Below are 23,328 nucleotides of genomic sequence, written 5' to 3'. Positions count from 1 at the left end.
CCGCCAAGGCTATTCCGGGCCCAACGCTAGGCCGCCTTCTGGAGTTCCTGTTTCACCCGTTCGGCCAGCGTCTTGATGTCGATCGGCTTGGGCAGGAACGAGATGTTTTCCTCGCCCTCCAGCAGGTTCGAGAACTCCGCCTCGGCGTAGCCGGAGATGAACATCACCGGCGCGCCGGCCAGATAGGCGCGGGCGTGCTTGAGCAGATCCGGCCCCTGCATGCCCGGCATCACCACGTCCGAGATCATCAGGTCGATCTGGCCGGCGTGCTGTTCGGCCAGTTCCAGCGCTTCCTCGCCCGACCCGGCTTCGATGACCTCGTAGCCGCGAGCCCGCAGCAGCTTGGCGGCCACGGTGCGCACCGCGTCCTCGTCCTCGACGAACAGGATGCGGCCGGCGCCCGACAGGTCGCGCGCCTTCGGCGGCGCCTTGTTGGCGGCGGGCGTCGGCGCCGGCGCGGCGGCGGTCGGGATATGGACGGGCAGGAAGATCCGGAACGCCGCGCCTTCGCCCGGCTTGGACGCGACGCTGATCCAGCCGTCGGACTGCTTGACGATGCCGTAGACGGTGGCGAGGCCCAGCCCCGTCCCCTCGCCCACCGGCTTGGTGGTGAAGAACGGGTCGAAGATCTTGTCCATCACCTCGGGCGGAATGCCGGGACCGTCGTCCGAGACCTCGATCAGCGCCTGGTCGCCCTTGGCGGCCGGATAGCCCTGGGCGGCGGCCTCGTCCTGGGTGAGCCTCGCCAGGCGGATGCGGACCACGCCGCCGCCATGGGCGCGCACCGCGTCGCGGGCGTTGACCGCCAGGTTCATGACCGCGGTCTCAATCTGGCTGCGGTCGGCCCGCACGTGCGGCAGGTTGCGGCCGTACTCGGTCTCGAGCTTCACGTCCTCGTAGAGCACGCGGCGCAGCAGCACTTCGGACTCGCTGATCAGCTCGCCGAGGTCGAGGGTCTCGCGCTGGACGGTCTGCTTGCGCGAGAAGGCCAGCAGCTTGCGGACCAGGTCGGCGGCGCGGGTCGAGGTCGAGCGGATCTCGTTCAGCCCCTCGTACGAGGGATCCCCGACCGGGTGGCGCTGGGCCAGCACGTCGAGCTGGAAGAAGATCGCCGTCAGCAGGTTGTTGAAGTCGTGGGCGACGCCGCCGGCCAGCTGGCCGATGGCCTGCATCTTTTGGCTCTGCGAGAGCTGCAGCTCGATCTGCTTCTGCTCGGACACGTCGACCAGGTAGGCGACCCAGCGGCCATCGCTCCTGGAGAGATAGAGGTGGGCGATCTTGGCCGGATCCTTGGCCAGCCGCACTTCCAGCGCCCCGACATGCCCCTCGGCCAGCTTCTGGACCGCATCGGCGCGTGAGCCCGCGTCGATCAGGTCGCCAAACCGCGAGCCGCTGGTCGCCCCGCCCGACAGGCCGGCCAGGGCGGGATTGGCCTCGATGATCGTCGCTTCGAAGGGGTCGTCCCCGTCCAGCAGCGCCGCGCCGAACGGCGAGGCGGCGGCGAAGGCGTCCAGCACCTTAGGCGGCGGCGGCTTGGCCGTATTGAACGCCTGCAGCACCTCGGCCGCGGCCGGCGGCAGGGCCAGCGGCGGCGCTTCGGCCAGGCGCACAAGGAAGCGGCGCTCGCCCAGCGGGGCGACGGTGGCCGAGTGCTCCGAGCCGTTGTTGCGGATCGAGGCCTGAGCCGTCTCGCCGCGGCGCGCGGCGGTCAGGGCCGAGAACAGGCTGGCGGCCGACGAACCGCCCTTGGGCAGGCGGGCGGCCGCGCCGAGCATCGCGCGCCAGGCGGCGTTGGCGGCATGAATGCGCCCGTCGGCGGCGGCGATCGCCGCTGGCTCGGTCAGCGCGTCGACCATCTGATCGGCGCCGGGCTCTCCGGCCACGGCCGGCTCGGCCGAGTTGCGCAGCGCGAACAGGCCCAGGCAGGCCACGCCGAACAGCCCGATCAGCAGCATCACCCCGGCGCGCGTCGCCGGGCCGGCGTTGAAGGCCGGCACGGCCGCAAAGCCCACCGCGGCGAGAAAGCAAAGCACCGCCAGCGCCGTCATCGGATCGAAGCGGCGGGCCGCGCGGTCCTTCGTCTTAGGCTTGGCCATGGGACGGTCCCGGTTGAATTCGGACGGGGAGGCCAGCGCCTCCGGCGAATCAGTCACGCAATGTTCTCATATTTCTCAGTGGTGGCGGGCCTTTGCAGCCACACGCGCGCTGCTCTGCATGATGAAGCCGATCAGCTTGGCCACGGCTTCGTAGTGAGCCGGCGGAATGAAGTCGTCGAGTTCGACGGCCGCATAGAGCGCGCGAGCCAATGGCGCGTCCTCGATGACCGGCACGCCATGCTCCTCGGCCAGGGCCCGGATCTTCAGCGCGACGGCGTCCATGCCCTTGGCGACGCACTGCGGCGCATTGGTTTCGCCGGCCTCGTAGCGTAGCGCCACGGCGTAGTGGGTCGGGTTCATGACCACCATGGTGGCGTTGGGCACCGCCGCCATCATCCGGCGGCGCGAGCGCTGGATGGCGATCTGGCGGCGCTTGGCCTTGAAGTGCGGGTCGCCTTCCGAGTTCTTGAACTCTTCCTTCTGCTCTTCCTTGGTCATGCGCATGCGCTTGAGGAAGCGCTGGCGTTGCCAGAGCCAGTCGAACCCGGCGATCGCCAGCATGAGCGCGGCGGTCGCGAACACCAGCTTGCGCAGGATCTCGACCATCAGCGGCAGCATGGCCGCCGGGTCCAGGGCGGCCAACTCCTTCAGCGGATGGATGTAGGGCTTCATCACCACCCAGCCGACCCAGCCGACCATGATGATCTTCACGATCGACTTGAAGAACTGCATCAGGCCGTCAGGCCCCAGCGTGCGCTTCAGCCCCGCCATCGGCGAGACCTTCTTCCAGTCGGGCTTGATCTTGTCGGGGCTGTAGAGCAGCCCGGTCTGCACCAGGTTGCCGGCCGCGCCCATGACGGCGGCGACCATCATCACGCCCAGCAGGATCGGGGCGGCCGCGCGGGCCACATGGCGGGCGACGTCGATCGAGCCGTGGCCTTCGAGGCTGATGCTCTCGGGCCGCGCGATGAACGGCAGCAGCTCGGCCGCCAGGTTGCGCGACATCCAGCCGCCGGCGATGGCGATCACCGCCGCAGCGCCGACGAACGAGGCGAGCATCGCCAGGTCGGGGGTCTTGGCGACATCGCCCTTCTCTCGCGCCTTGGCGAGTTTCTGGGGTGTCGCCTCTTCTGTTTTGGAGGCTGCGTCCTGTTCGTCGGCCATGTCCTAGCCCAGGAACAGCGAGACGAGCTCGCGATAGCGGTTGAGCCAGACCATGCCGATCACGCCCAGGCTGAGCGCGAAGATCGACAGGCCCAGCAGCACGATCAACGGTGTGACGACGAAGAACACCTGGAACTGCGGCATCACCCGGCCGACCAGGCCGGCGGCGACGTTGAAGATCACTGAGAACACCACGACCGGCGCGGCCAGTTGCAGCCCCAGGCGGAACGAGCCTGCCACCGTCTGCACCGCCAGCTGGGTGCTGTCGGCGATCGCCAGTTCGCGCGTGAACGGGAACACGGCGTACGACCGCACGATCGCAGCCAGGAACATGTGATGCAGGTCGGTGGCCATGATCAGGGTCACCCCGATCAGCATCAGGAAGGTGCCCAGCGTTGTAGACGGCTGCGCCTGCCCCGGCGCGGCGGTCTGGGCGAAGGACAGCGTCGTCTGGATCGAGATGATCTCCCCCGCCGTCGACAGCGACGACAGGAAGAGCTTGAGGATCGTGCCGATCATCAGGCCGATCAGCAGCTCCTTGATCACCGCGCCGGCCACACCCGACACCGTGCCCGGCACCGGCAGCCCTTGGGCCACGACCGGCATCAGCATCATCGCCATCAGCAGCGAAAAGCCCAGGCGGACGCGCGGCGGCACACTCGTGTCGCCCAGGCCGGGCAGCAGCATGATGATCGCGCCCACCCGGGCGAAGATCAGCCCGGCGGCGTAGACCTGATTGGCGGCGGCGAAGCTTTCCATGCGGGCGGCCCGGGCGGCCGCTACATCGCCGCGATGCGGGCGGCGATCTGGCGCATGAAACCGCTCATCAGCGCGCCCATCAGCGGCAGGAACAGCAGCAGCGACAGGAAGATCGCGACGATCTTCGGCGCATAAACGAGGGTGGCTTCCTGGATCTGCGTCAGGGCCTGCATGAGGCCCACGCCGACCCCGACCACCAACCCGACGATCAGCACGGGCGCGCAGAGCTGGATGGTGAGCCAGATGGCGTCGCGACCGACGTCCAGAACTTCGGCGCCGCTCATCGGTAGGCCTCTTGGGTACGCGTGAAACGCTGGAAATCAGCTAGGTCGAAATTGCCTACTTATGGTTAACGAAGGGCTACTTCGATGGTTCGAGCGCCCTTGCGGCCTGGGCCGGCGACAGCTTGCCGCGGTCGCGGTCGACGCTGTAGTTCGCCGCCCGCATCGCCTCCACCGAGATCGACCCGACCAGCGGTCGCAGGGCCTCCAGCAGGCGCGCATCATCGGCCCGCTTGGGAGAGACCAGGATCACCGCGTCGTAGGGCGGCAGCGCGCCTTTGGGATCGCTCAGCACCACCAGCTTGTCGGCGGCGATGCGCCCGTCAGACGAGAACGCCGAGATCACGTCCGCCTCCCCGCCCGCCAGCGCCCGGTACATGAAGGTCGGCTGGAAGGAGCGCTCGGTCTTGAAGTGGAAGTCATAGGCGGTGTCGACGGCCTTCCATTCCGGCCGCGACAGGAACTCCAGGTCCGACCCTAGCGTCAGCCTCGGCGCCCGGCGCGCCAGATCAGACAGGCTGGCGATCCCCAGACTGCTCGCGCGGTCGGCGCGCATCGCGAAGGCGTAGGCGTTCTCGAATCCCAGCGATCCCAGCACCACCACGCCGTCGCGCCGCTTCAGCTCGGCGGTCAGCTGCTCCAGCACCGCCTCTCGGCCAGGGTTGTCCTGGCGCTTCAGGACGTTGGTCCACAGCGTGCCGGTGTAGTCGACATAGACGTCGACCTCGCCGGCCGCGAGCGCGCGATAGGCCACGGCCGAACCCAGGTCTTCCTTGCGCGAAACGCGTGCGCCGGTCGCCTCCAGCCGTTCGGCCATCAGCTCGGCCAGGATGTATTGCTCGGAGAAGTTCTTGGCCCCGACCACATAGCTCGCCGGCTTGCCGAAGGCCGCCAGCGGGCTCATCGCCGCCAGCGCGCCGAGCACCAGCAGCGCAGCGCCCGCGATGACCAGGCCGCGCCGACGCTTGGCCGCGCCGGTTTCGATCAGGCCCAGCAGTTGGTCGACGATCATCGCCAGCGCCGCCGACGCCGCGCAGCCGAACAGCACGAACACCCAGTTCTCGGTCTGCAGGCCGGCGAAGATGTAGTTGCCCAGGCTGGTCTGTCCGACCGGGGTCGACAGCGTCGCTGCCCCGATGGTCCAGACCGCGGCGGTGCGTACGCCGGCCATGATCACCGGCATGGCCAGCGGCAGCTCGACCTGGAACAGCCGCTGGCGCGGCGTCATGCCGACGCCGTCGGCGGCCTCGCGCACGGCGGGATCGACCCCGAGGATGCCGGTGGTCGCCGTGCGCAGGATCGGCAGCATCGAATAGAGCGTCAGGGCCAGCAGCGAGGGCAGGAAACCGAGCGCTGAGAAGCCCTTTCCGAACACCGCCTGGCTGGCGGCCGACAGCCCCAGCAGCACCGGATAGAACAACGCCAGCAGCGCCAGGCTGGGGATGGTCTGGATCAGGCCCGCGAAGGCCAGCACCGGCCAGCGCAGGCGCGGGCTGCGGCTGGCGGCCACAGCCAGCGGCAGGCTGATCAGCACGCCCAGCGCCAGGGCGCTGGCGCTGAGCAGCACATGCCAGGCCAGATAGTCGGGCAGCAGGGCGAAGGCCTGGGCGATGCGCTCGTTCACGCCATGCCTCCCAGCCGCTCGCGCAGCCGTTCGGCCTGGCGCCGCGGCGCCTCCAGCAGGGCGCGGACCTCGGGATCGGTCGCCGTGGCCAGCAGGCTGGCCGGCGCGCCGTCCGCCAGGATTCGTCCCCCGGCCAGCACCACGATGCGGTCGGCCAGCAGCACGGCCTCGGCCATGTCGTGGGTGACCATCACCGTAGTCAGGCCAAGCTTGTCGTGCAGGGCGCGGTAGTCGCCGCCCAGGGCGTCACGGGTCAGCGGATCAAGGGCGCCGAACGGCTCGTCCATCAGCATGATCTTCGGTTCGGCCGCCAGCGCGCGGGCGACGCCGACCCGCTGGCGCTGGCCGCCGGACAGCTCTGACGGCGCGCGCCCGGCGACCTCCGGCGGCAGCGCCACGAGATCGAGCAGTTCGTCCACGCGCCGGGCGATCCGCGCCTTGTCCCAGCCCAGCAGGCGGGGCGTGACGGCGATGTTCTCGGCCACCGTCAGATGCGGAAAGAGCCCGATCTCCTGGAAGACGTAGCCGATCCGTCGGCGCAGCAGGTGACCCGCCAGCGCCCCCACGTCCTCGTCGGCGATGCGGACGGCGCCGGCGTCAGGCTGCGAGAGGCCGTTAATGGTCTTGAGCAGGGTGGTCTTGCCGGACCCCGACGGCCCGACCAGCGCGACGAATTCGCCCGGCTGGATCGTCAGATCGACGCCGGCCAGGGCGGCGTGGTCCCCGAAACGCTTGTCGATTTGCGAAAGCTCGATCGCCGCCATGCCCTAGGCGTAACACGGTGAGGTGGAAGGGGAACCCCTGCCTCGCCGTCAGATCGGCATACGCATGATTTCCTGGTAGGCGTTGATCACCTGGTCGCGGACGGCCATGACCGTCTCCAGGCTCGCCTCGGCGGCCGAAATCGCGGTGACGACGTCGATCAGCTCGGCCTTGCCGGCCACCTGGGCGGCGATCTGGCCTTCCGCCTTCTTGGTGTTGTGCATGACGTCGTTCATGGCCGACTTGACCATGGATCCGAAGTCGAGACCTTGATCCTCCTGGCCGGCCGACGGCGGCTTGATGACCGCGGTGTTCTGGGTGGCGGCGTAGGCCTTGGCGGCGGCGAGCGCGGTCATCATGACTTAGGCCGCCTTTACTTCTTGAGGATGTCGAGGGTGCGCTGCTCCATGGCGCGCGCCGTCTCGATGACGTTGAGGTTGGCTTCGTAGGCTCGCTGGGCCTCCTTCATGTCCAGCGCCTCGACCAAGGTGTCGACGTTGGGCAGCTTCACATAGCCCTTGTCGTCCGCCGACGGATGGCTGGGGTCGTAGACGCTGCGGAAGTCCTTGCGGTCGGGCTCGACGCGCGCGACGCGCACGCCCTGGCCGGCGTCGGTCTTGTAGGGCGTGAACACCGGCACCTGACGGCGATAAGGGTCGCCGCCCGGCTGGCGCGAGACCGACTGGGCGTTGGCCATGTTCTCGGCGATCACCCGCATGCGCGCCTGCTGAGCGCGCAGGGCGGTGGCGGCGATCATCTGGGTCGCACCGGTCATGGGCTTGATGTCAGCCATCTAGCGTTCCTTAGCCGCGGCCCGGCGCGCGGCTGGCCAGCCGCAGCATGCCCAGGGACTTCTGGTAGAAACTGATCGCCGCGTCGTAGTTCATCCGCGCCTCGGCCATCTTCAGCATCTCCTCCTCGAGCACGACGGAGTTGCCGTCGAGCGTGGTCTCGGAGTCCTTGGCCTTGATCGGCTTGTAGGCGCTGCGGTGCTGCGAGGCCGGCGTCATGTGCCCCGCCTGCGTCACTGCCTGTCCGCGGGCGGCCGAACCGACCGTGCCCGACGCCGTCTGCGCCGCGCGCACCTGGGCCTCGAAGCTGTAAGCCTTGACGTCGTTGGGCGTGTAACCGGGCGTGTCGGAGTTGGCGACGTTCTGCGAGATCAGGCGCTGACGCTCACCGAGGTGCGAGAAGCGCCCCTTGAGCATCGCGAACAACGGAATCTCGTTCAGGTTCATAGCTCAAGATGGTGAACAAACAGGGTTAACCGCGTCTTAAGACCCTGCGGCGCACACGAGGGAGGACAGCGCACGAGTCGCGCCCCGCCCCCTTTCGAACATCCGATGGAATTGGCTGATTTCCTCCGCGCCGTCTTCGCCCTGGCGCTGACCCTGGGGCTCGTCGGCCTGGCGGCCGTCGCGCTGCGGCGGTTCGGGCCCGACGCCGTCGCGCGGCTGGCGAAGGCCAAAGCCGACCGCCGGCTGAAGGTCGTCGAAACCCTGGTCCTGGACCCCTCGCGACGGCTGGTCGTGGTCGCGTTCGACGGTGAGGAAAAGCTCCTGCTGCTCGGCGAGGGCCAGGTTCTGCCGACCCAAGCCAAACCCGCCCGCAAGCCAAAGATCACCGCCGATGCGTAAGGTTTTCGCCGCCCTCTTCCACCTACGTGCCGAAGACTGGCGCCGCGCGGCGGGCATCTCGGTGCTGGCGACCCTGGCGGCCATGGTCTTCCCCGCGGTCGCGGCGGCTCAGGCCATCAATATCGACCTCGGCAGCGGCGCGGGTCTCTCCGAGCGCGTCGTGCAGATGGTCGGGCTGCTGACCGTCCTGTCGCTGGCCCCCTCGATCGTGATCATGACCACATCGTTCGTGCGGATCGTCGTGGTGCTGGGCCTGCTGCGCACCGCGCTCGGCCTGCAGCAGAGCCCGCCCAACGCGGTGCTGATCAGCCTGGCCCTGTTCCTGACCGCCATCGTCATGGGCCCGACGTTCCAGAAGTCCTACGAGGACGGCATCAAGCCGCTGATGGACCAGCAGATGGAACTGCCGGCGGCGTTCGACGCCAGCGCCGCGCCGGTGAAGACCTTTATGCTCAGTCAGGTGGACCAGGACGACCTGGCGCTGTTCATCCGGCTGTCGAAGATCCAGCGGCCGGCCACCGCCCAGGAGACGCCGCTGAGCGTCGTCACCCCGGCCTTCATGATCTCGGAGCTGAAGCGCGCCTTCGAGATCGGCTTCCTGCTGTTCATCCCCTTCCTGGTCATCGACCTGGTCGTCGCCAGCGTGCTGATGAGCATGGGTATGATGATGCTGCCGCCGGTGGTGGTGTCCCTGCCTTTCAAGCTGATCTTCTTCGTGCTGGTCGATGGCTGGCGGCTGGTCGCGGGCAGCCTCGTCGAGAGCTTCCAGCGCGGCGCCGGCGGAGGTTAGAAGCGGCGCGAAAGCCCGACGGAGACCTCGAGGTCCGGGGTGTCGCGCGTCAGCCCGCCGTAGATCCCGACATCGAACTGCAGATCGTCGTGACGCGGCGGCGACCAGGCCATCGTCAGGTCGAGCGACGCGCGGTGCGCGCGCTCAGCCGGATCGTCGTCGATCGAACCCCACAGTTCGGCGCCCAGAGTCACCGGCCCGAACGGCCGGCTGAGCCCGGCAGCCAGCGACCAGGCCGGATGCGCGCCGGCGCCGTCGGCGTCGCGGACGATGTCGACCTCGGGCGCCAGGCTCAGCGTCACCGTCTTCGAGAGCGGCAGCGAGAGGGGCGCGACCAGACCGCCTTGCCAGCCGCCGGCGCCGACGCCGCGCGTCGCGGTCGGCGCCGAAACGAACGGCTCCAACGCCACCGACAGGCCCGATCCGTCGGGGTTCAGCAGCGATCTGCGTAGAAGCAGGACGACGTCGCCGACGCCTTCGACTTTCGAGGCGCGCTCACCGCGCGTGCGGACCTCGGTGTACGGCGCCCATTGGACCTGCCCTTCCAGAGTCGGCGTCAGGCCCAGCCGCCACTCCATCGCGCCGATTACATAGGTGTCGCTCGAACCAGGGCCAGCGCGCTGGAATGCGGCGTCGAACGCGCCGAGCTCCAGTTGGACGACGCCGGGATCGACGACGCAGGGCGGTGATCCCTTGCCGGGGCGGTCGGGGCAGAAATCACGGCGCGGTTCGGCGTGCGCGCCGGCGGCGGACAGGATCGCGGCTCCAAGCACGGCGACGGCGCCGAGCCGGACCCGCACCGGGTCAGCCCCGAGCCGCCGTCGTCGCCGCCGCCTGCTTGGCGGCGGTCGGCGCGGGCGGCGTCTTGGCCGGCGTCGGCGGCCCCAACGGAGCCGGCTTCTCGCGGAACCTGACCTTCATCTTCGCGACCCAGCCGGCGAAGGCTTCGTTGTCCGCCGTCGCCCGGCCGAAGTCTGAAACGCTCAAGGGCCCCGATTGGACCCCGGTCAGTGCGACGCGCAGCGCTTCGGGATTGCGCGCCTGATCGTAGAAGCCGGAATAGCGCTGCTGCATCCGCGCCAGCGCGGCGTCATCCCCGGCCAGGCTGTAGGCGACGCCGGTCCGCAGCAGCTTGCCTTCGTCTTCGGCGGTCAACGGCCCGGGCTGTTTCCAGCGCTCGCCGAGGCTCTTCTCGAAGACGCCGCCGGCGGCGGCCCAGTTCTTCTGCTTCCAGTAGATCTCGCCGCGCAGGTCCTGGGCGTCGCGACCGGTGTCGCGCTCCAGCAGTTCGAGGCCGTGGTCGTAGCGGCCCAGGCCCATCATCGCACGCGCCTCGACCACCCGGCGCTCGGCGTTGAGGGCGGTCGGCAGGATCGTCGTGCGCGAGGCGTTGATCGCCTGCAGCGCCTGTTCGGGTCGGCGGTCCATCAGGTAGATCAACGCCAGGTCGGTGGAAACCTGGGCCCGCGGCACGCCGTTGAGGCGGTTCTCGGCCTGGTACTTCAGAAGTTCGGCCGCCTGGTCCAGCAGATCGACGTCGACCAGCCGGCGCACCAGCCGGCGCACCATCATGTCGCCGTCGGCGCCGAGCGGGGTCAGCTCGCGGAAATCATAGAACATCGCCAGCGCCTGAACCGGCTCCAGCCCATCGGCCGCGCCGTCCAGGAACAGGGTGCGGAAGGCCGCGCCCAGGTCGGCCTGCAGCTGCAGCGCCTCGGGCAGGTCGGGCAGCCGCGAACCGGCGCCGCGCAACGCCTCCAGCGCCTCGCGATAGCGCCCCTGGCTCAGATAGAGGTGACCGAGCGCGCGGATCGTCTCCAACTCGGTGGCGTCGCCACGCCAGCGATAGCGCAGCCCGGCGAAGACGTTGGCCGCCTGCACCGGGGTGATCTTGCCCGTCTCCAGCCGGATCTTGGTGGCGCGCAGGGTGGCCGGCGCGGCCAAGCCCTCGCTCGGCGCGCCGGCGACCGCAGCGTAGATCCGCAGCGCCCGATCCTTGTGGCCAAGCGCCTCGACCACCTGGGCCTGGACCAGGCGCGTGGCCAGCTCCTCCAGCGGGTCGGTCTTGTCCATCAGCGCGAGCTTGATGCGCGCGTCGGCGCCGTTGACGTCGCCCAGCGCCAGCGCCGCCAGGGCGTCGGACCGGGCGAAGCGGGCCTTCCAGGTCGGTGAGAACTGGTTGAAGGCCTCGGCGCCGGCCCCGAACTGATTGCGGGCCTCGGGCCATTGGGCCAACTGCGCGGCGATGTAGGACCGCCACAGCGCGACCGAGGGATCATCCTGCAGGATCGGCGCGGAGAAGTCGGCCTGGGCCTCCTTGTAGCGGCGGGCCATGACCCGGGCGATGCCGCGCAGGCCGCGGAACTCCGGATCTTCCATCACCGCCGGGCTGCGGCGCGCTGCTTCGTTGAGGACGCCGATCGCCTCGAACGACAGTTCAGAACCGACTAGGAAGCGGGCCAGCGCCATGCGCGCAGCCACGGGGGCGTCGCGGCCGACCGCGGCCTCCTCGTTGGCCGCCGACAGCAGCGCGTTGTAGCGCGACAAGAAGCCGCCCGAGCCGGTCTTGGACCAGTTCTCGTCGTCGATCAGGCCCGGCATGCTCGCCGGTTGCGGCGCCCCGAGCGTCGCTTCGGCCCGGGCGACGCTCGCCGAGGCCGGCGACAAGGTCAGGCCGCTGGGGCGGCCGATCTGCACCAGGTCGCCGTCCTGGCGCATCGCCAGATCGTCGATGTAAGATTCCGCCGCCAGGCCCTGGGCCGAAGGCAGCAGCGCCATCTGCACGAACTCGCGGCGCGACGGCAGGCCCTTGGCGGGACCGAGCGCGGTGACCACCGACAGGGTGTCGCCGACCACGGGGTCAGAGACCCGGACGACCTTGGTCGCGCCGGCGACAGCGGCCTTCAGGCCCGCCGGTCCGCCAGCCTGATCGCGCACCACGCGGATCTGGGCGGGCTGCTCGACCTGCGCGCCTGGGCCGAGGATCACCGTCCAGGTCGCGCCCTGCGACGAGGCGAAGAACGGCGTGCCGGTCGGCGAGTCGATCCGCACGGCCGTATAGTCGGTCCCGCGATAAGCGGCGGCGCCGGTCATCTGGCGCAGGCCGCGCGGCGCGGCCGAGACGTCGAGCGTCGCCGGGGCGTCGAACACGATCCAGACCGCCCCGCCGCGACGGAACACCGAGGCCCCGGCCGGATTGGCCCACGGGAAGCTGAGCTGCACTTGGCCGGCGCCGATCTTGGTGGCCATGCGCACGACGCCGCCGGCCGGGACCGGGTTGGGCCGCGGCGGCGACGGAGCCGCGACGGGCTCGGCCTGCGCGACCTCAGGCGCAGGCGGGGCCGGCGGCTTCTCGAAGAGATTGACGTAAGTGGCGCCGTCCGCGGTTCCGACACGCGCGTCCGCGTCGTCGGCGAGGGTCAGGACCAGCGCCGCGCCCGCGGCCCCGCGGCGCAACTCGGCGCTCTTCAGCCAGCGCGGCGGGGACGTCCGCAGGCGGCTGATGTCGGGATTGGCCCCGCGCGCCAACTGCAGCGTCAGGACCTGGCCGTCGCGCCGGGCCACCGCCCGGCCGCCCAGTTCGATTCGCGAAAAGTCCTTGGCCTGGGCGACGCGCACCTGGGCGCCGCCGCGCGGCGCGGCCTCGGAGGTCTGGGCCGACAGGCCGGTCGGCGCAGCGACGCTGGCGATGGTGATCGCCGCGACGCTCGACCTAAGGGCCTGACGCAGTTTCATCGATTAGCCGGCCTTGGCGGGCGGCGCGGCCGCTTTCGGCGCGGGCGCGGCGGCCTGGCCGGCGGCGCGCGGGGCGGCCGGCAGCGGACCGGCGGCGGCCTGGGCCGCGGCCGCGACCTTCTTCACTTCGGCGAAGCGGGCGGCCAGGGCCTCGGTCAGCTTCTTGGCCTCGACCGGCGGCATGTTGGCGATGATCGGCGAGAGCGCCCGCTCCTTCATCCGCGAGGCCACCGGCAGACGCACCGCATCGTCCAGCAGCACCATCCGCGGCGCGGCGTCCTTGGGCTTCATCAGCTCGAACACCTTCACCAGGCGGTCGATCTCGGCCTGTTCCTTCTCGTCGGCGTCGACCATCAGCTTGGCGATGTCGCCCTTCATGCCGTTCAGCGCCTGGATCTTGGCGTCAAGCTTGGCCTCGGCCGCAGCCATCAGAGCCAACTGCACGTCCATGTCCTGTTCGCGCTTGTCGAGCTGGCCGCGGCGAGCGCCGAGGCTCTGCAGGACCTGCAGCTCCGCAGGCGACAGGCCGGCTTCCTTTGCCAGCTCGGCAGCGGTCGGGGCGCAGACCGCAGCAGGCTTGGCCGCCGGCGGCAGGTTCGGAACCGCGGCGGCGGCGTCCTTGGCCTCGCCGGTCGCAGCCTTCGCTTCATCCTTCGCCGGCGCGACGCCCTTGGCGGCTTCCTCGGCGAAGGCGCGCGCGCCCGAGAACAGGTCGGGCAGGCTCTGGGCGCCGGACAGCGCATTGAGGCTCAGCACGCCGACCATGGCGACGCCGACCAGCGGCAGGATGCGGGGAACATTCTTCATCGGCGGGCTCCCAGGCGCGCGCCTGGCGTCGGGCGACGCTCGGCGGGCTGGTCGAAGAGGTCGTCGTCAAAGGCCGGGCGCGGCGGCGCGGCGGCGGCCTGGCGGCGGGCGGGGGCGGCAGGCGCGCGTTCGGGACGGCTGTCACGCGCGGCCGACAGCAGCGAACCCAGGCGCTGGGTGACGCGCTCGACATCGGCCTCGGCCACCGGTTCGGCGCTGTCGCGGCGCGCCGACGAGGCCGACGAGGCGGGCGCGCCTTGCAGCTGGCGGTCGAGCTTGGCGGTCAGGGCGCGGGCCTTTTCGATGCGGTCGGCCAGGGCGTCGTGGGCTTCGTCGGTGGCGGCGCGCAGGTCGGCGAGACCCTGCTCAGCCCGGGCCGCGGCGGCGTCCAGTTCGGCCACCGCCCTGGCGAAGCCCTCGTGGCTCTCGCGCAGCGCCTTCAGTCGCGCGTTGAGGCGGTAGCCCATCATCAGGGCGGCGGCCAGCAGGCCGGCCAGCATCAGGTTCAGGCCGATGGCGATGGCGCTCATTTGAACCTCGAAATGGCTTTTTTGGCATGCGGCGACAGCGGGCTGTCGACGCGTACGGCGATGTGGTGGTTGCGCCGCCCCATGCGCCCGCGGGTCAGCGGGATCGCCCCGGCGCGCAGTTCGACCTGGCTGTCAGGCGTGGCGTTCAACATCAGCGTGTCGCCGACTTTCAGCTCCAGCACCTCGCGCAGCGGCAGCTGCTGCTCGTCGAGCACGGCGCGGACGTCGAGCTGGGTGGTCCAGAGCTCGGTCGCCAGGTGGCTTTCCCAGATGTTATCGCGACCGAACTTCTCACCCATGAACTGCTGCAGCAGCATCTTCCGGATCGGTTCGAGCGTGGCGTAGGGCAGCAGCAGTTCGATGCGCCCGCCGCGGTCTTCCATGTCGATGCGCAGCTTGACCAGGATGGCGGCGTTGGCCGGCCGGGCGATGGCGGCGAAGCGCGGATTGGTCTCCAGCCGGTCGAGGGTGAAGGTCACCGGGGTCAGCGGCTCGAACGCGGCGCGGGCGTCGGCCAGCACCACCTCGACCATCCGCTGGACCAGCACCCGCTCGATGGTGGTGTAGGGACGGCCCTCGATGCGCATCGCCGCGGTGCCGCGGCGACCGCCGAGCAGTACGTCGACGATCGAGTAGATCAGGTTGGAATCGACCGTCAGCAGGCCGTAGTTCTCCAGCTCCTCGGCCTTGAACACCGAGAGGATGGCCGGCAGCGGGATCGAGTTCAGGTAGTCGCCGAAGCGGATCGACGAGATGTTGTCGAGGCTGACCTCGACGTTGTCGGACGTGAAGTTCCGCAGCGACGTCGTCATCAACCGCACCAGGCGGTCGAAGACGATCTCCAGCATCGGCAGGCGTTCGTACGAGACCAGCGCCGAGTTGATGATCGCGCGGATGCCCGAGCGCTCGGCCGCCTCCTCATCGGACAGGTCGAAGCCGAGCAGGCTGTCGATCTCGTCCTGATTGAGAATGCGCTCGGCGCCCAGCAGGCCCTCGACCTTCTCGTCAGGGTTCTGCCAGGTGGCCGGGTCGTCGGGATTTATCCCGCCCTGCAGCCCGCCGATGATCTGGGGTTCTTCGTCAGCCATGGGTCACGCGCCAACCAGGGACCAGCCCTAGTTGATCAGCATCTCCTCGATCAGGACGGCGTTCACCTTCGACGGGGCGATGACCAGGTTCACCCGGCGCTGGATCTCCATGCGCAGCTGGTACGACCCCTGGCTGCCCTGCAGGTCCTCGGGGCGCAGTTCGCGCAGGAAGGTCTGGAACATGTCCTGCAGCCTGGGCATGTTCGGCTCCAGCAGGTCGACGGTCGCCTGGTCCGGCACTTCCAGCGTCAGCTTGAGCTTCAGGAAGGTCGAGCGGCCGTCGGCGGTCTGCATGTTCACCACCACGCTGGGCATGGTGTAGAACAGGATGCCGTCGGGTCCTTCGCGGACCTGGCCGACGGGCTTCTCGGCCTCGCCCTTTTTCTCGCCCTTCTTTTCCTTCTTCTTCTCGGCGGCCTTGCCGGCGGCCGCTTCCGGCTTCGGCTTCAGCAGGAAGAACGCGCCGGCCCCGCCGCCGCCGAGCACGAGCACGGCCGCGACCCCGGCGATGATCATCATCTTCGGGGTGAACTTCTTCTTCGCGGGCGCACCCTCGCCGTCTTCGCCTTCGGCGTCGCCTGACGGGGCTTCCTTCACCTTGTCCTTGGCCACGCGCGCGCGCTCCTTAGAATCTTACCCCGTCTCATGGCCTAGGCATGGTTAAGGACAAGTTTTTAACGTGTGTTAACGAGCGCGATTTTCGTGCCGGGCAATTTCCGCCGGGCGGCGGGCGTTAACTTTATTTCCCGCTGTTTTCATTGAGCTTTTGAACTGGCCCGATCCTTGCAGCCAAACCAGCGACGAAAACGCCGCAGGTTAAGGCTTCGCCATGGACAACGCCCTCTACGTCGGACTCTCGCGCCAGATGACTCTGCGCCGTGAACTCGACATCGTGGCCAACAACATCGCCAACATGGATACGACCGGCTTCAAGGTCGAAAACCTGATGGTCGAGACCGAGCCGATGGCGCCGGCCCACACCTTTGGCGCGCCGCGGCCGGTGAAGTTCGTGATCGACCGCAGCGTCGGGCGCGACTTCGGCCAGGGCGTGCTGCGCCAGACCGGCGCGCCGTTCGACTTCGGAATCCAGGGCGACGGCTTCTTCCGGGTGCGCACCGCCGACGGCGAGCAGTTCACCCGCGACGGCCGGTTCCACATGGACGGCGACGGGCGTCTGGTGACCGAGGACGGCGCGGCGCTGCTGGACGAAGGCGGCGGCGAGATCGCCATCGACCCCAAGCTGGGCCCCGTGATGATCGCCAAGGACGGCACGGTCAGCCAGGGCGCCGAGCGCCTGGGCAAGATCGGCCTGGCCCGCTTCGACGAGCTGTCGGTGCTCGAGAAGGTCGGCGAGAACCGTTACCGCAACACCTCCAACGCCCAGGCCCAGCCCGCCACGGAATCCGTGATCCAGCAGGGGATGCTGGAGGGCTCGAACGTCAAGCCGGTCGCCGAGATCACCCGGATGATCGAGATCACCCGCACCTACGAGTCCGTCGCCAAGATGATGGACGCCAACGCTGAACTCTCCCGCCGCTCGATCGAGCGGATGGGCAAGGTGAACTGAGGAATTTCCGCCGATGCAAGCGCTCCGCACCGCCGCGACCGGCATGGCCGCCCAGCAGCTGAACGTCGAGGTCATCTCGAACAACATCGCCAACATGAACACCGTCGGCTTCAAGAAGCAGCGGGCGGAGTTCCAGGACCTGCTCTACCAGACCATCGAGCGGGCCGGCGCGCAGTCCTCCGACCAGGGCACGGTCGTCCCGACCGGCGTGCAGGTCGGCGGCGGCGTCAAGACCGGGTCGGTCTACCGCATCACCCAGCAGGGCAATATGACCCAGACGGGCGGCAAGTTCGACATGGCCATCTCGGGCCGCGGCTACTTCCAGGTGATGATGCCGAGCGGCGAGATCGCCTACACCCGGGCCGGCAACTTCTCGCCCAACGACCAGGGACAGCTGGTCACCGAAGACGGCTATCTGGTCGAGCCGGCCATCACCATCCCGGCCGACGCCACCGACATCACCATCTCCAAGAGCGGCCAGGTGCAGGCGATCCGCGCCGGCCAGACCGCCCAGGACGTGATCGGCAACCTCGAACTGGCGACCTTCGTCAACGAGGCCGGCCTCGACGCCATCGGCGACAACCTGTTGAAAGAAAGCGCCGCCTCGGGCGCCCCGACCGTCGCCGTCCCCGGCGTCGACGGTACCGGCACGATCAACCAGGGCTACACCGAAGCCTCGAACGTCGACGCGGTGACCGAAATCACCGCCCTCATCGTCGCCCAGCGGGCGTATGAGATGAACTCGAAGGTCATCACCTCGGCCGACGAGATGCTGCGCACCGCCAGCAACATCCGGTCCTGATCATGATGAAGCGTCTCCTGATCGCCGCTGCGGCGGCCCTGATCGCCTCCCCCGCCCTCGCCGGCCAGCCGGTCGTGCTGAAGGCCGATCCTGTCGACAGCGACGGGATCATCACCCTGTCGGACCTATTCGAAGGCGCTGGCGCGGCCGGCAAGACCCCGGTCGCGGCCAAGCCGGGAGCCTCGGCGGTGCTGGACGCCGCCGCCGTGCAGGGCGTCGCGCGCCGCGCCGGCCTCGACTGGGCCAACGCCGAGGGCTTCCGCCGCATCGTCGTGCGCAGCGCCGCCAGCGGTCCGGGCCTGGCCGCCGCCGGTCCGGCCGCCGCCCGCGGCAATGTCGAGGTGCTGACCTACGCCCGCAGCCTGACGGCCGGCGAGATCGTGCAGCCGCAGGATCTGGTCTGGGGCAAGGCCGCAGCCGCCCCGAGCGACGCGCCGAACGACGCCGAGGCGATCATCGGTCTGGCCGCCAAGCGCCCGCTGCGCGCCGGCTCGGCGGTCTCGGCCCGCGACGTCTCCGCGCCCCAAGTCATCAAATCCGGCGACCTGATCACCGTGACCTACGAGGACGGCGGCATCTCGCTGGTCCTGCAGGGCAAGGCGATGGCCGCCGCCAGCCTCGGCGAGACCCTGGCGGTCCAGAACGTCACGTCGAAGAAGATCATCCAGGCCGTCGCCAGCGGTCCCGGCCAAGCCGTCGTCGGCCCGGCCGCCGACCAGCTGAAGGCCCTTCCCCGCACCCAGTACGCGCTCCGATAGGGATCACCGCCCATGCGCCTTTCCGTTCTCGCCGTCCTCGCCCTGGCCCCGCTGGCCGCCTGCTCGACCGTCACCGAGGCGGTGCGCGCTCCCGAACTGGCGCCTGTCGGCTATCCCGCCACCCTGATCGCCCGCGATCAGCCGACTTTCGTCTCGGCCCGCGAACCCGCCCCGCAGGCGGCCTCGGCCAACTCGCTGTGGCGGACGGGCGCACGTGCGTTCTTCATCGACCAGCGCGCCAACCGGGTGGGCGACATCCTGACGGTGCAGATCGACATCGACGACAGCGCCCAGACCCGCAACGCCTCGACCAGCAGCCGCACCGCCGGCATGCAGGCCGGCGTCGACAACTTCTTTGGGCTGGAGGCCAGCCTCGGCAAGTTTTTCCCGGGCGGCTACGACCCGTCGAACATGGTCAACACCAACTCGGCCTCGAACAACGCCGGGTCCGGCGCCGTGACCCGCTCGGAGAAGATCTCGCTGACCATCGCCGCGGTGGTCACCAACGTCCTGCCGAACGGCAACATGGTGATCCAGGGCACCCAGGAGGTGCGCACCAACGCCGAGCTGCGCCAGCTGACCGTCGCCGGCATCGTGCGCCCCGAGGACATCTCCTCGGCCAACACCATCCGCCACACCCAGATCGCCGAAGCCCGGATCAGCTATGGCGGCCGCGGCGACATCAGCCGCGTGCAGAAGGTGCCGGCCGGCCAGTCGCTGGTCGAGCGCTTCCAGCCGTTCTGACGGTGGAGGCGCAGCCGAGCCGATGCTAGGTTGAGCCGATGAAGTCCGCCGCTCTCGCGTTCGCCCTTTTCGCCGTCGCCGGCGCCGCCCAGGCCCAGGAACCGCTGCACGTCTGGAGCGTCGAGACCCCGAAGGACGCGGACGCCGCGCTGCGCTTCGGCCTGCCCGACACCGACGACCAGCCGATCGCCTTCACCTGCGTACGCGGCTCAGGCCAGGTGAAAGTCAGCGCCGACATCGGCAAGCGGCTGGGGGTCGAGCGGGTCGGCGAGACCTGGGTCGACAAGTCCGGCGTTCGCGCGCCCTGGCCGATGAGCGTGAGCCTGGCGTCGGAAGGCGCGACGCTGAGCCTGCGCGGCGTCGGTCATCCCAACGACATCACCGACGGCACCCTGGTGCTGACCGAGTTCTCGACCCGCGCCCCGCTGGCCGCGGCCTTCCGCAAGACCGGGGTCATCAGCCTGAGCGCGGCCGGCGACAGCGTGAAACCGCCCCCCGCGCCCAAGGGCGCGGTGCGCAAGTTCCTCGGCGCGTGCAAGTAGAGCCGTAGGCCCGGCCGCCTAGCTGACCGTCGCGCTCACGCGCCGCCTTGCACGTAAAGCGGAACCAAGAACGCCGAAGCCGACAATCATCATCGCCCAGGCGCCCGGTTCAGGAACCGCACTACCGGTCAGATCATCGACGTAGGTGCGGAAAGCGAACTCGTTGCCAAGCAGCACCGGGCCCGGGAACCCCGGCACGTCGAACCTGTACGACTCTCCGCCAGAGTAGCTGATCAAGCCGTCCGCATTGCTCGCGCGCCAGACCTGCCCAAAGGGCGTGCCAGGCGATCCAGACACCTTGAGCATCAACATGTCTCCAGCCGAGACGAGGATGTTCGCTGACCGCACGCTCACGGTGAAGGCCTGCGCGGCGTCGATGCCGGCAACGCCCAAGGTCGGCAACTCCGTAGCGGCGATATCCACTGCGAACAGCACGACATTCGACGTGTCGAGAATCTCGAAGCGCGCGGTGCTGCTGGAGGCGTACCAGTTCTCCATTCCCAGCGAGACTTTGTCCAACCGCCCCGAGACACCGACGGTGAAGGTCTGACCGAGCGCGAGCGGCCCGAGCTCTCCACCGACCGAGCCGATCCGCGCAATATGCCCGCTTTCCGGAATGGTGGCCTGATCAAGAAGCACCGCCGCCGACGTGGGGCTAGCCAGAGTCAACGACAGCGCCAAGCGGCGAGAACTTTCGAAGCCATCACACCCCTCATGGTTAAGCTTCGCGAGGCTAGCGCGCCGAGGGAATGGCAGCAAGTTTAGATAGCGACAAACGATCAACTCCCGCCATGAGGGAATCGCGTCATCGACGGCGGACGCCGCTAGGCCCGGCGTCCCGCCGCCGAGACGTTGTCCGCGCCCAGCGCCGACAGGGCGCCGGCGACGATGCCTTCGGCGTCCAGCCCCGCCTGAGCGTACATCGCCTCGGGCTTGTCCTGGTCCTGGAAGATGTCCGGCAGGGTCAGGGTGCGGACCTTGAGGCCGCGGTCGAGCGCGCCGTGCTGGGCCAGGGCCTGCAGCACGAACGAGCCGAAGCCGCCCATGGCGCCCTCTTCCACCGTGATCAGAGCCTCGTGATTGCGGGCCAGGTTCAGGAGCAGGTCGATGTCCAGCGGCTTGGCGAAGCGGGCGTCGGCGACGGTCGCCGACAGGCCGCGGGCGGCTAGCAGGTCGGCGGCCTTGAGGCTCTCGGCCAGGCGGGTGCCGAACGACAGGATGGCCACGGCCGAGCCTTCGCGGACGATGCGGCCCTTGCCGATCTCCAGCGGCGACGCCAGGTCGGGGATCGCGACGCCCACGCCCTCGCCGCGCGGATAGCGGAAGGCCGAGGGGCGGTCGTCGATCTCAGCGGCGGTGGCGATCATCGCCGCCAATTCGGCCTCGTCGGCGGCGGCCATCAGGACCATGCCCGGCAGCGCGCCCATGAAGCCGATGTCGAACGAGCCCGCATGGGTCGCGCCGTCGGCGCCGACCAGACCGGCGCGGTCCATCGCAAAGCGCACCGGCAGGCCCTGGATCGCCACGTCGTGGACGACCTGATCGTAGCCGCGCTGCAGGAAGGTCGAATAGATCGCGCAGAACGGCTTCATGCCGTCCGCCGCCAGGCCGGCGGCGAAGGTGACGGCGTGCTGCTCGGCGATGCCGACGTCGAACATCCGCTGGGGGAAGCGCTTGGCGAACAGGTCCAGGCCGGTGCCGGAATCCATCGCAGCGGTGATCGCGACGATCTTCGGATCCAGCTCGGCCCGCTTGATCAGTTCCTGGGCGAAGACCTTGGTGTAGGTCGGGGCGGCCGGCTGGCTCTTGGCCTGCTGGCCGGTGATGACGTCGAACTTGGCGACGGCGTGCAGCTTGTCGGCGGCGCTCTCGGCCGGGGCGTAGCCCTTGCCCTTCTGGGTGACGACGTGGACCAGGACCGGCTTGTCCTTGATCTCGCGGACGTTCTTCAGCACCGGCACCAGGGCGTCGAGGTCGTGCCCGTCGATCGGCCCGACGTAGTAGAAGCCCAGCTCCTCGAACAGCGTGCCGCCGGTGACCATGCCGCGAGCGTATTCCTCGGCCTTGCGGGCGGCTTCCTGCAGCGGCCGCGGCAGCACCTTGGCCACCGACTTGCCGAGATTGCGCAGCGACTGGTAGCCACCGCCGGAGACCACGCGGGCGAGGTACGCGCTCATCCCGCCGACGGGCGGGGCGATCGACATGTCGTTGTCGTTCAGAATGACGGTCAGCTGGCCGGTGGTGGTGTGGCAGGCGCTGTTCATCGCCTCATAGGCCATGCCGGCGCTCATCGAGCCGTCGCCGATCACCGCCACCACGCTGTTGGACTTTCCGGCTGCATCGCGCGCAGCAGCGAAGCCCAGCGCCGCCGAGATCGAGGTCGCCGCGTGGGCGGCGCCGAACGGGTCGTACTCGCTCTCGCTGCGCTTGGTGAAGCCCGACAGCCCGCCGCCCTGGCGCAGCGTACGGATACGGTCGCGGCGGCCGGTCAGGATCTTGTGCGGATAGGTCTGGTGGCCGACGTCCCAGATCAGGATGTCGTCCGGCGTCTCATAGACGTGGTGAAGCGCCACAGTGAGTTCGACCACGCCCAGACCGGCGCCGAAGTGTCCACCGGTCTGCGAGACCACGTCGATCATTTCAGCCCGCAGCTCGTCGGCGAGCTGTCGCAGTTCAGGCGCGTTGAAGTCGCGCATGTCGCGGGGATACGAAACCTTGTCGAGCAGGGGCGTGACTGGCGGCATATTGTTGTCGTTCTCGAACTAATTTCGGCGATCTAGCACGAAATCCACGCTGGCCCGCAGGAAATCGGCCTGCTGACCAAACGGATCAAGGTGCGACTTGGTTTGCTCGGCAAGCAAGCCAAGGCGTTCGCGAGCAGCGTCCGCGCCCAAAAGGGTGACGTAGTTCGCCTTGCCCTTTTCCGCGTCCTTGCCGGCTTTCTTGCCCAGCACCGCGCTGTCGCCGTCGACGTCCAGCAGGTCGTCGGCGATCTGATAGGCCAGACCGATGTCCTGGGCGAAGGCCATCAGGGCGTGGCGCTCGGCCTCGCCCGCATGGGCCATGATCAGCGGCAGTTCGAACGAGACGGCGATCAGGGCGCCGGTCTTCAGGCGCTGCATCCGGGCGACGGCGCCCAGGTCGTCGCGCACGCCCAGCATGTCGATCATCTGGCCGCCGCACATGCCGCGCGCACCGGCCGCCTGGGCCAGCTTCATGACCATTTCGGCGCGCACGGCGCCGTCGTGATGGGTGTCGGGATCGGCCAGGATCTCGAAGGCGACCGTCTGCAGGGAATCGCCGGCGAGCACGGCGGTCGCCTCGTCATAGGCCTTGTGCACGGTCGCGCGGCCCCGGCGCATGTCGTCGTCGTCCATGCACGGCAGATCGTCGTGGATCAGGCTGTAGGCGTGAATGCACTCCAGCGCGCACGCGGCACGCAGGACCGGGCGATCCTCGAGATCGAACATCCGGCCCGTCTCGATGGCGAAGAACGGGCGCAGCCGCTTGCCCGGACCGAGCGCCGCATACCGCATCGCTTCGGTCAGCCGCTGCTCGGGCCCCTCGGCCCGCGGCAGAAGCTGGTCCAGCGCCACCGTCACCAGGTCGGCGGCCTCGGCCACGCGCTTGGCGAGGGCCATG

General features: G+C 69.3%; 24 protein-coding genes and 1 pseudogene. 7 read left to right on the top strand and 18 right to left on the bottom strand.

The window, feature by feature from the left end; translation table 11 throughout:
- Positions 1–26: 26 nt before the first annotated feature.
- The 9 genes from cckA to flgB all read right to left on the bottom strand — a co-directional run bounded on the left by cckA (position 27) and on the right by flgB (position 7,924).
- Entirely contained in the window at positions 27–2,096 is a 2,070-nt protein-coding gene (gene cckA / locus ACSQ2H_RS05655; RefSeq protein WP_436060472.1) for a cell cycle histidine kinase CckA, read from the bottom strand.
- Positions 2,097–2,171: 75 nt separating this feature from the next.
- The gene (gene flhB / locus ACSQ2H_RS05650) at positions 2,172–3,260 is read right to left on the bottom strand and encodes a flagellar biosynthesis protein FlhB (protein WP_436060471.1); all 1,089 of its coding nucleotides are present in this window, start codon (positions 3,258–3,260) and stop codon (positions 2,172–2,174) included.
- A 3-nt stretch (positions 3,261–3,263) separates the two neighbouring features.
- A complete protein-coding gene (fliR, locus tag ACSQ2H_RS05645) occupies positions 3,264–4,019 on the bottom strand; it encodes a flagellar biosynthetic protein FliR (protein ID WP_436060470.1) in 756 nt (251 codons plus the stop codon).
- A gap of 20 nt (positions 4,020–4,039) precedes the next feature.
- Positions 4,040–4,303, bottom strand: a complete 264-nt coding sequence (fliQ, locus tag ACSQ2H_RS05640; protein WP_183773444.1) for a flagellar biosynthesis protein FliQ — start codon at positions 4,301–4,303, stop codon at positions 4,040–4,042.
- Positions 4,304–4,379: 76 nt separating this feature from the next.
- Positions 4,380–5,924: a glycine betaine ABC transporter substrate-binding protein gene (locus ACSQ2H_RS05635; protein WP_436060469.1), complete on the bottom strand. Its 1,545-nt coding sequence runs from the start codon at positions 5,922–5,924 to the stop codon at positions 4,380–4,382.
- Positions 5,921–6,688: an ATP-binding cassette domain-containing protein gene (locus tag ACSQ2H_RS05630; protein WP_436060468.1), complete on the bottom strand. Its 768-nt coding sequence runs from the start codon at positions 6,686–6,688 to the stop codon at positions 5,921–5,923. Before ACSQ2H_RS05630 ends, ACSQ2H_RS05635 begins: the two co-directional genes overlap by 4 nt.
- Before the next feature lie 48 nt (positions 6,689–6,736).
- Positions 6,737–7,045, bottom strand: a complete 309-nt coding sequence (gene fliE / locus ACSQ2H_RS05625; protein ID WP_267230539.1) for a flagellar hook-basal body complex protein FliE — start codon at positions 7,043–7,045, stop codon at positions 6,737–6,739.
- Between the two features lie 14 nt (positions 7,046–7,059).
- Positions 7,060–7,479, bottom strand: a complete 420-nt coding sequence (flgC, locus tag ACSQ2H_RS05620; protein ID WP_183773440.1) for a flagellar basal body rod protein FlgC — start codon at positions 7,477–7,479, stop codon at positions 7,060–7,062.
- A 10-nt stretch (positions 7,480–7,489) separates the two neighbouring features.
- A complete protein-coding gene (flgB, locus tag ACSQ2H_RS05615) occupies positions 7,490–7,924 on the bottom strand; it encodes a flagellar basal body rod protein FlgB (protein WP_436060467.1) in 435 nt (144 codons plus the stop codon).
- A gap of 105 nt (positions 7,925–8,029) precedes the next feature.
- Here flgB and ACSQ2H_RS05610 point away from each other — a divergent pair.
- Together ACSQ2H_RS05610 and fliP are read left to right on the top strand one after the other, a co-directional pair.
- Positions 8,030–8,312: pseudogene (locus ACSQ2H_RS05610) on the top strand (flagellar biosynthetic protein FliO); the annotation flags it as partial.
- A 3-nt stretch (positions 8,313–8,315) separates the two neighbouring features.
- Positions 8,316–9,113 (top strand): flagellar type III secretion system pore protein FliP, encoded by a 798-nt coding sequence (gene fliP, locus ACSQ2H_RS05605; protein ID WP_436063550.1) that lies wholly within the window; start codon positions 8,316–8,318, stop codon positions 9,111–9,113.
- Here fliP and ACSQ2H_RS05600 read toward each other — a convergent pair.
- Genes ACSQ2H_RS05600 through ACSQ2H_RS05575 form a run of 6 tightly spaced genes read right to left on the bottom strand, consistent with a single transcriptional unit; the run spans position 9,110 to position 15,885 of the window.
- Entirely contained in the window at positions 9,110–9,913 is an 804-nt protein-coding gene (locus ACSQ2H_RS05600; protein WP_436060466.1) for a transporter, read from the bottom strand. The genes fliP and ACSQ2H_RS05600 overlap by 4 nt on opposite strands.
- Before the next feature lie 4 nt (positions 9,914–9,917).
- Positions 9,918–12,848 (bottom strand): endoglucanase, encoded by a 2,931-nt coding sequence (locus tag ACSQ2H_RS05595; protein WP_436060465.1) that lies wholly within the window; start codon positions 12,846–12,848, stop codon positions 9,918–9,920.
- Between the two features lie 3 nt (positions 12,849–12,851).
- Entirely contained in the window at positions 12,852–13,655 is an 804-nt protein-coding gene (locus tag ACSQ2H_RS05590) for a MotE family protein (protein ID WP_436060464.1), read from the bottom strand.
- Positions 13,652–14,185: a DUF6468 domain-containing protein gene (locus tag ACSQ2H_RS05585; RefSeq protein ID WP_436060463.1), complete on the bottom strand. Its 534-nt coding sequence runs from the start codon at positions 14,183–14,185 to the stop codon at positions 13,652–13,654. The genes ACSQ2H_RS05590 and ACSQ2H_RS05585 overlap by 4 nt, the downstream gene beginning before the upstream one ends.
- Entirely contained in the window at positions 14,182–15,273 is a 1,092-nt protein-coding gene (gene fliM / locus ACSQ2H_RS05580) for a flagellar motor switch protein FliM (protein ID WP_343056137.1), read from the bottom strand. The genes ACSQ2H_RS05585 and fliM overlap by 4 nt, the downstream gene beginning before the upstream one ends.
- Before the next feature lie 27 nt (positions 15,274–15,300).
- Positions 15,301–15,885, bottom strand: coding sequence for a flagellar basal body-associated FliL family protein (locus ACSQ2H_RS05575; protein WP_436060462.1), 585 nt, complete (start codon positions 15,883–15,885; stop codon positions 15,301–15,303).
- Positions 15,886–16,102: 217 nt separating this feature from the next.
- Between ACSQ2H_RS05575 and flgF the strand changes: the two genes are divergently transcribed.
- From flgF to ACSQ2H_RS05550, 5 genes are read left to right on the top strand one after another with little or no spacing between them, the layout of a single operon-like run.
- The gene (gene flgF, locus ACSQ2H_RS05570; RefSeq protein WP_436060461.1) at positions 16,103–16,840 is read left to right on the top strand and encodes a flagellar basal-body rod protein FlgF; all 738 of its coding nucleotides are present in this window, start codon (positions 16,103–16,105) and stop codon (positions 16,838–16,840) included.
- 13 nt (positions 16,841–16,853) lie between these two features.
- A complete protein-coding gene (gene flgG, locus ACSQ2H_RS05565; RefSeq protein WP_436060460.1) occupies positions 16,854–17,642 on the top strand; it encodes a flagellar basal-body rod protein FlgG in 789 nt (262 codons plus the stop codon).
- 5 nt (positions 17,643–17,647) lie between these two features.
- Positions 17,648–18,400 (top strand): flagellar basal body P-ring formation chaperone FlgA, encoded by a 753-nt coding sequence (gene flgA / locus ACSQ2H_RS05560; protein ID WP_436063549.1) that lies wholly within the window; start codon positions 17,648–17,650, stop codon positions 18,398–18,400.
- Positions 18,401–18,412: 12 nt separating this feature from the next.
- The gene (gene flgH / locus ACSQ2H_RS05555; protein WP_436060459.1) at positions 18,413–19,144 is read left to right on the top strand and encodes a flagellar basal body L-ring protein FlgH; all 732 of its coding nucleotides are present in this window, start codon (positions 18,413–18,415) and stop codon (positions 19,142–19,144) included.
- A gap of 38 nt (positions 19,145–19,182) precedes the next feature.
- Positions 19,183–19,686 (top strand): hypothetical protein, encoded by a 504-nt coding sequence (locus ACSQ2H_RS05550; protein ID WP_436060458.1) that lies wholly within the window; start codon positions 19,183–19,185, stop codon positions 19,684–19,686.
- Positions 19,687–19,704: 18 nt separating this feature from the next.
- On the opposite strand, the gene ACSQ2H_RS05545 is transcribed toward ACSQ2H_RS05550, so the two are convergent.
- The 3 genes from ACSQ2H_RS05545 to ACSQ2H_RS05535 form a co-directional block, all read right to left on the bottom strand.
- Positions 19,705–20,325, bottom strand: a complete 621-nt coding sequence (locus ACSQ2H_RS05545; RefSeq protein WP_436060457.1) for a PEPxxWA-CTERM sorting domain-containing protein — start codon at positions 20,323–20,325, stop codon at positions 19,705–19,707.
- A gap of 185 nt (positions 20,326–20,510) precedes the next feature.
- Positions 20,511–22,430 (bottom strand): 1-deoxy-D-xylulose-5-phosphate synthase, encoded by a 1,920-nt coding sequence (gene dxs, locus ACSQ2H_RS05540; RefSeq protein ID WP_436060456.1) that lies wholly within the window; start codon positions 22,428–22,430, stop codon positions 20,511–20,513.
- 18 nt (positions 22,431–22,448) lie between these two features.
- Complete coding sequence (locus ACSQ2H_RS05535; RefSeq protein ID WP_436060455.1) at positions 22,449–23,327, bottom strand: polyprenyl synthetase family protein; 879 nt, start codon at positions 23,325–23,327, stop codon at positions 22,449–22,451.
- Position 23,328: the final 1 nt, after the last annotated feature.

This window comes from Phenylobacterium sp. LjRoot97, from assembly GCF_964254345.1.
Taxonomy (GTDB): domain Bacteria; phylum Pseudomonadota; class Alphaproteobacteria; order Caulobacterales; family Caulobacteraceae; genus Phenylobacterium.
The sequence above is the reverse complement of the archived record's forward strand: the minus strand, read 5'-3'. Positions and strand labels throughout refer to the sequence as shown.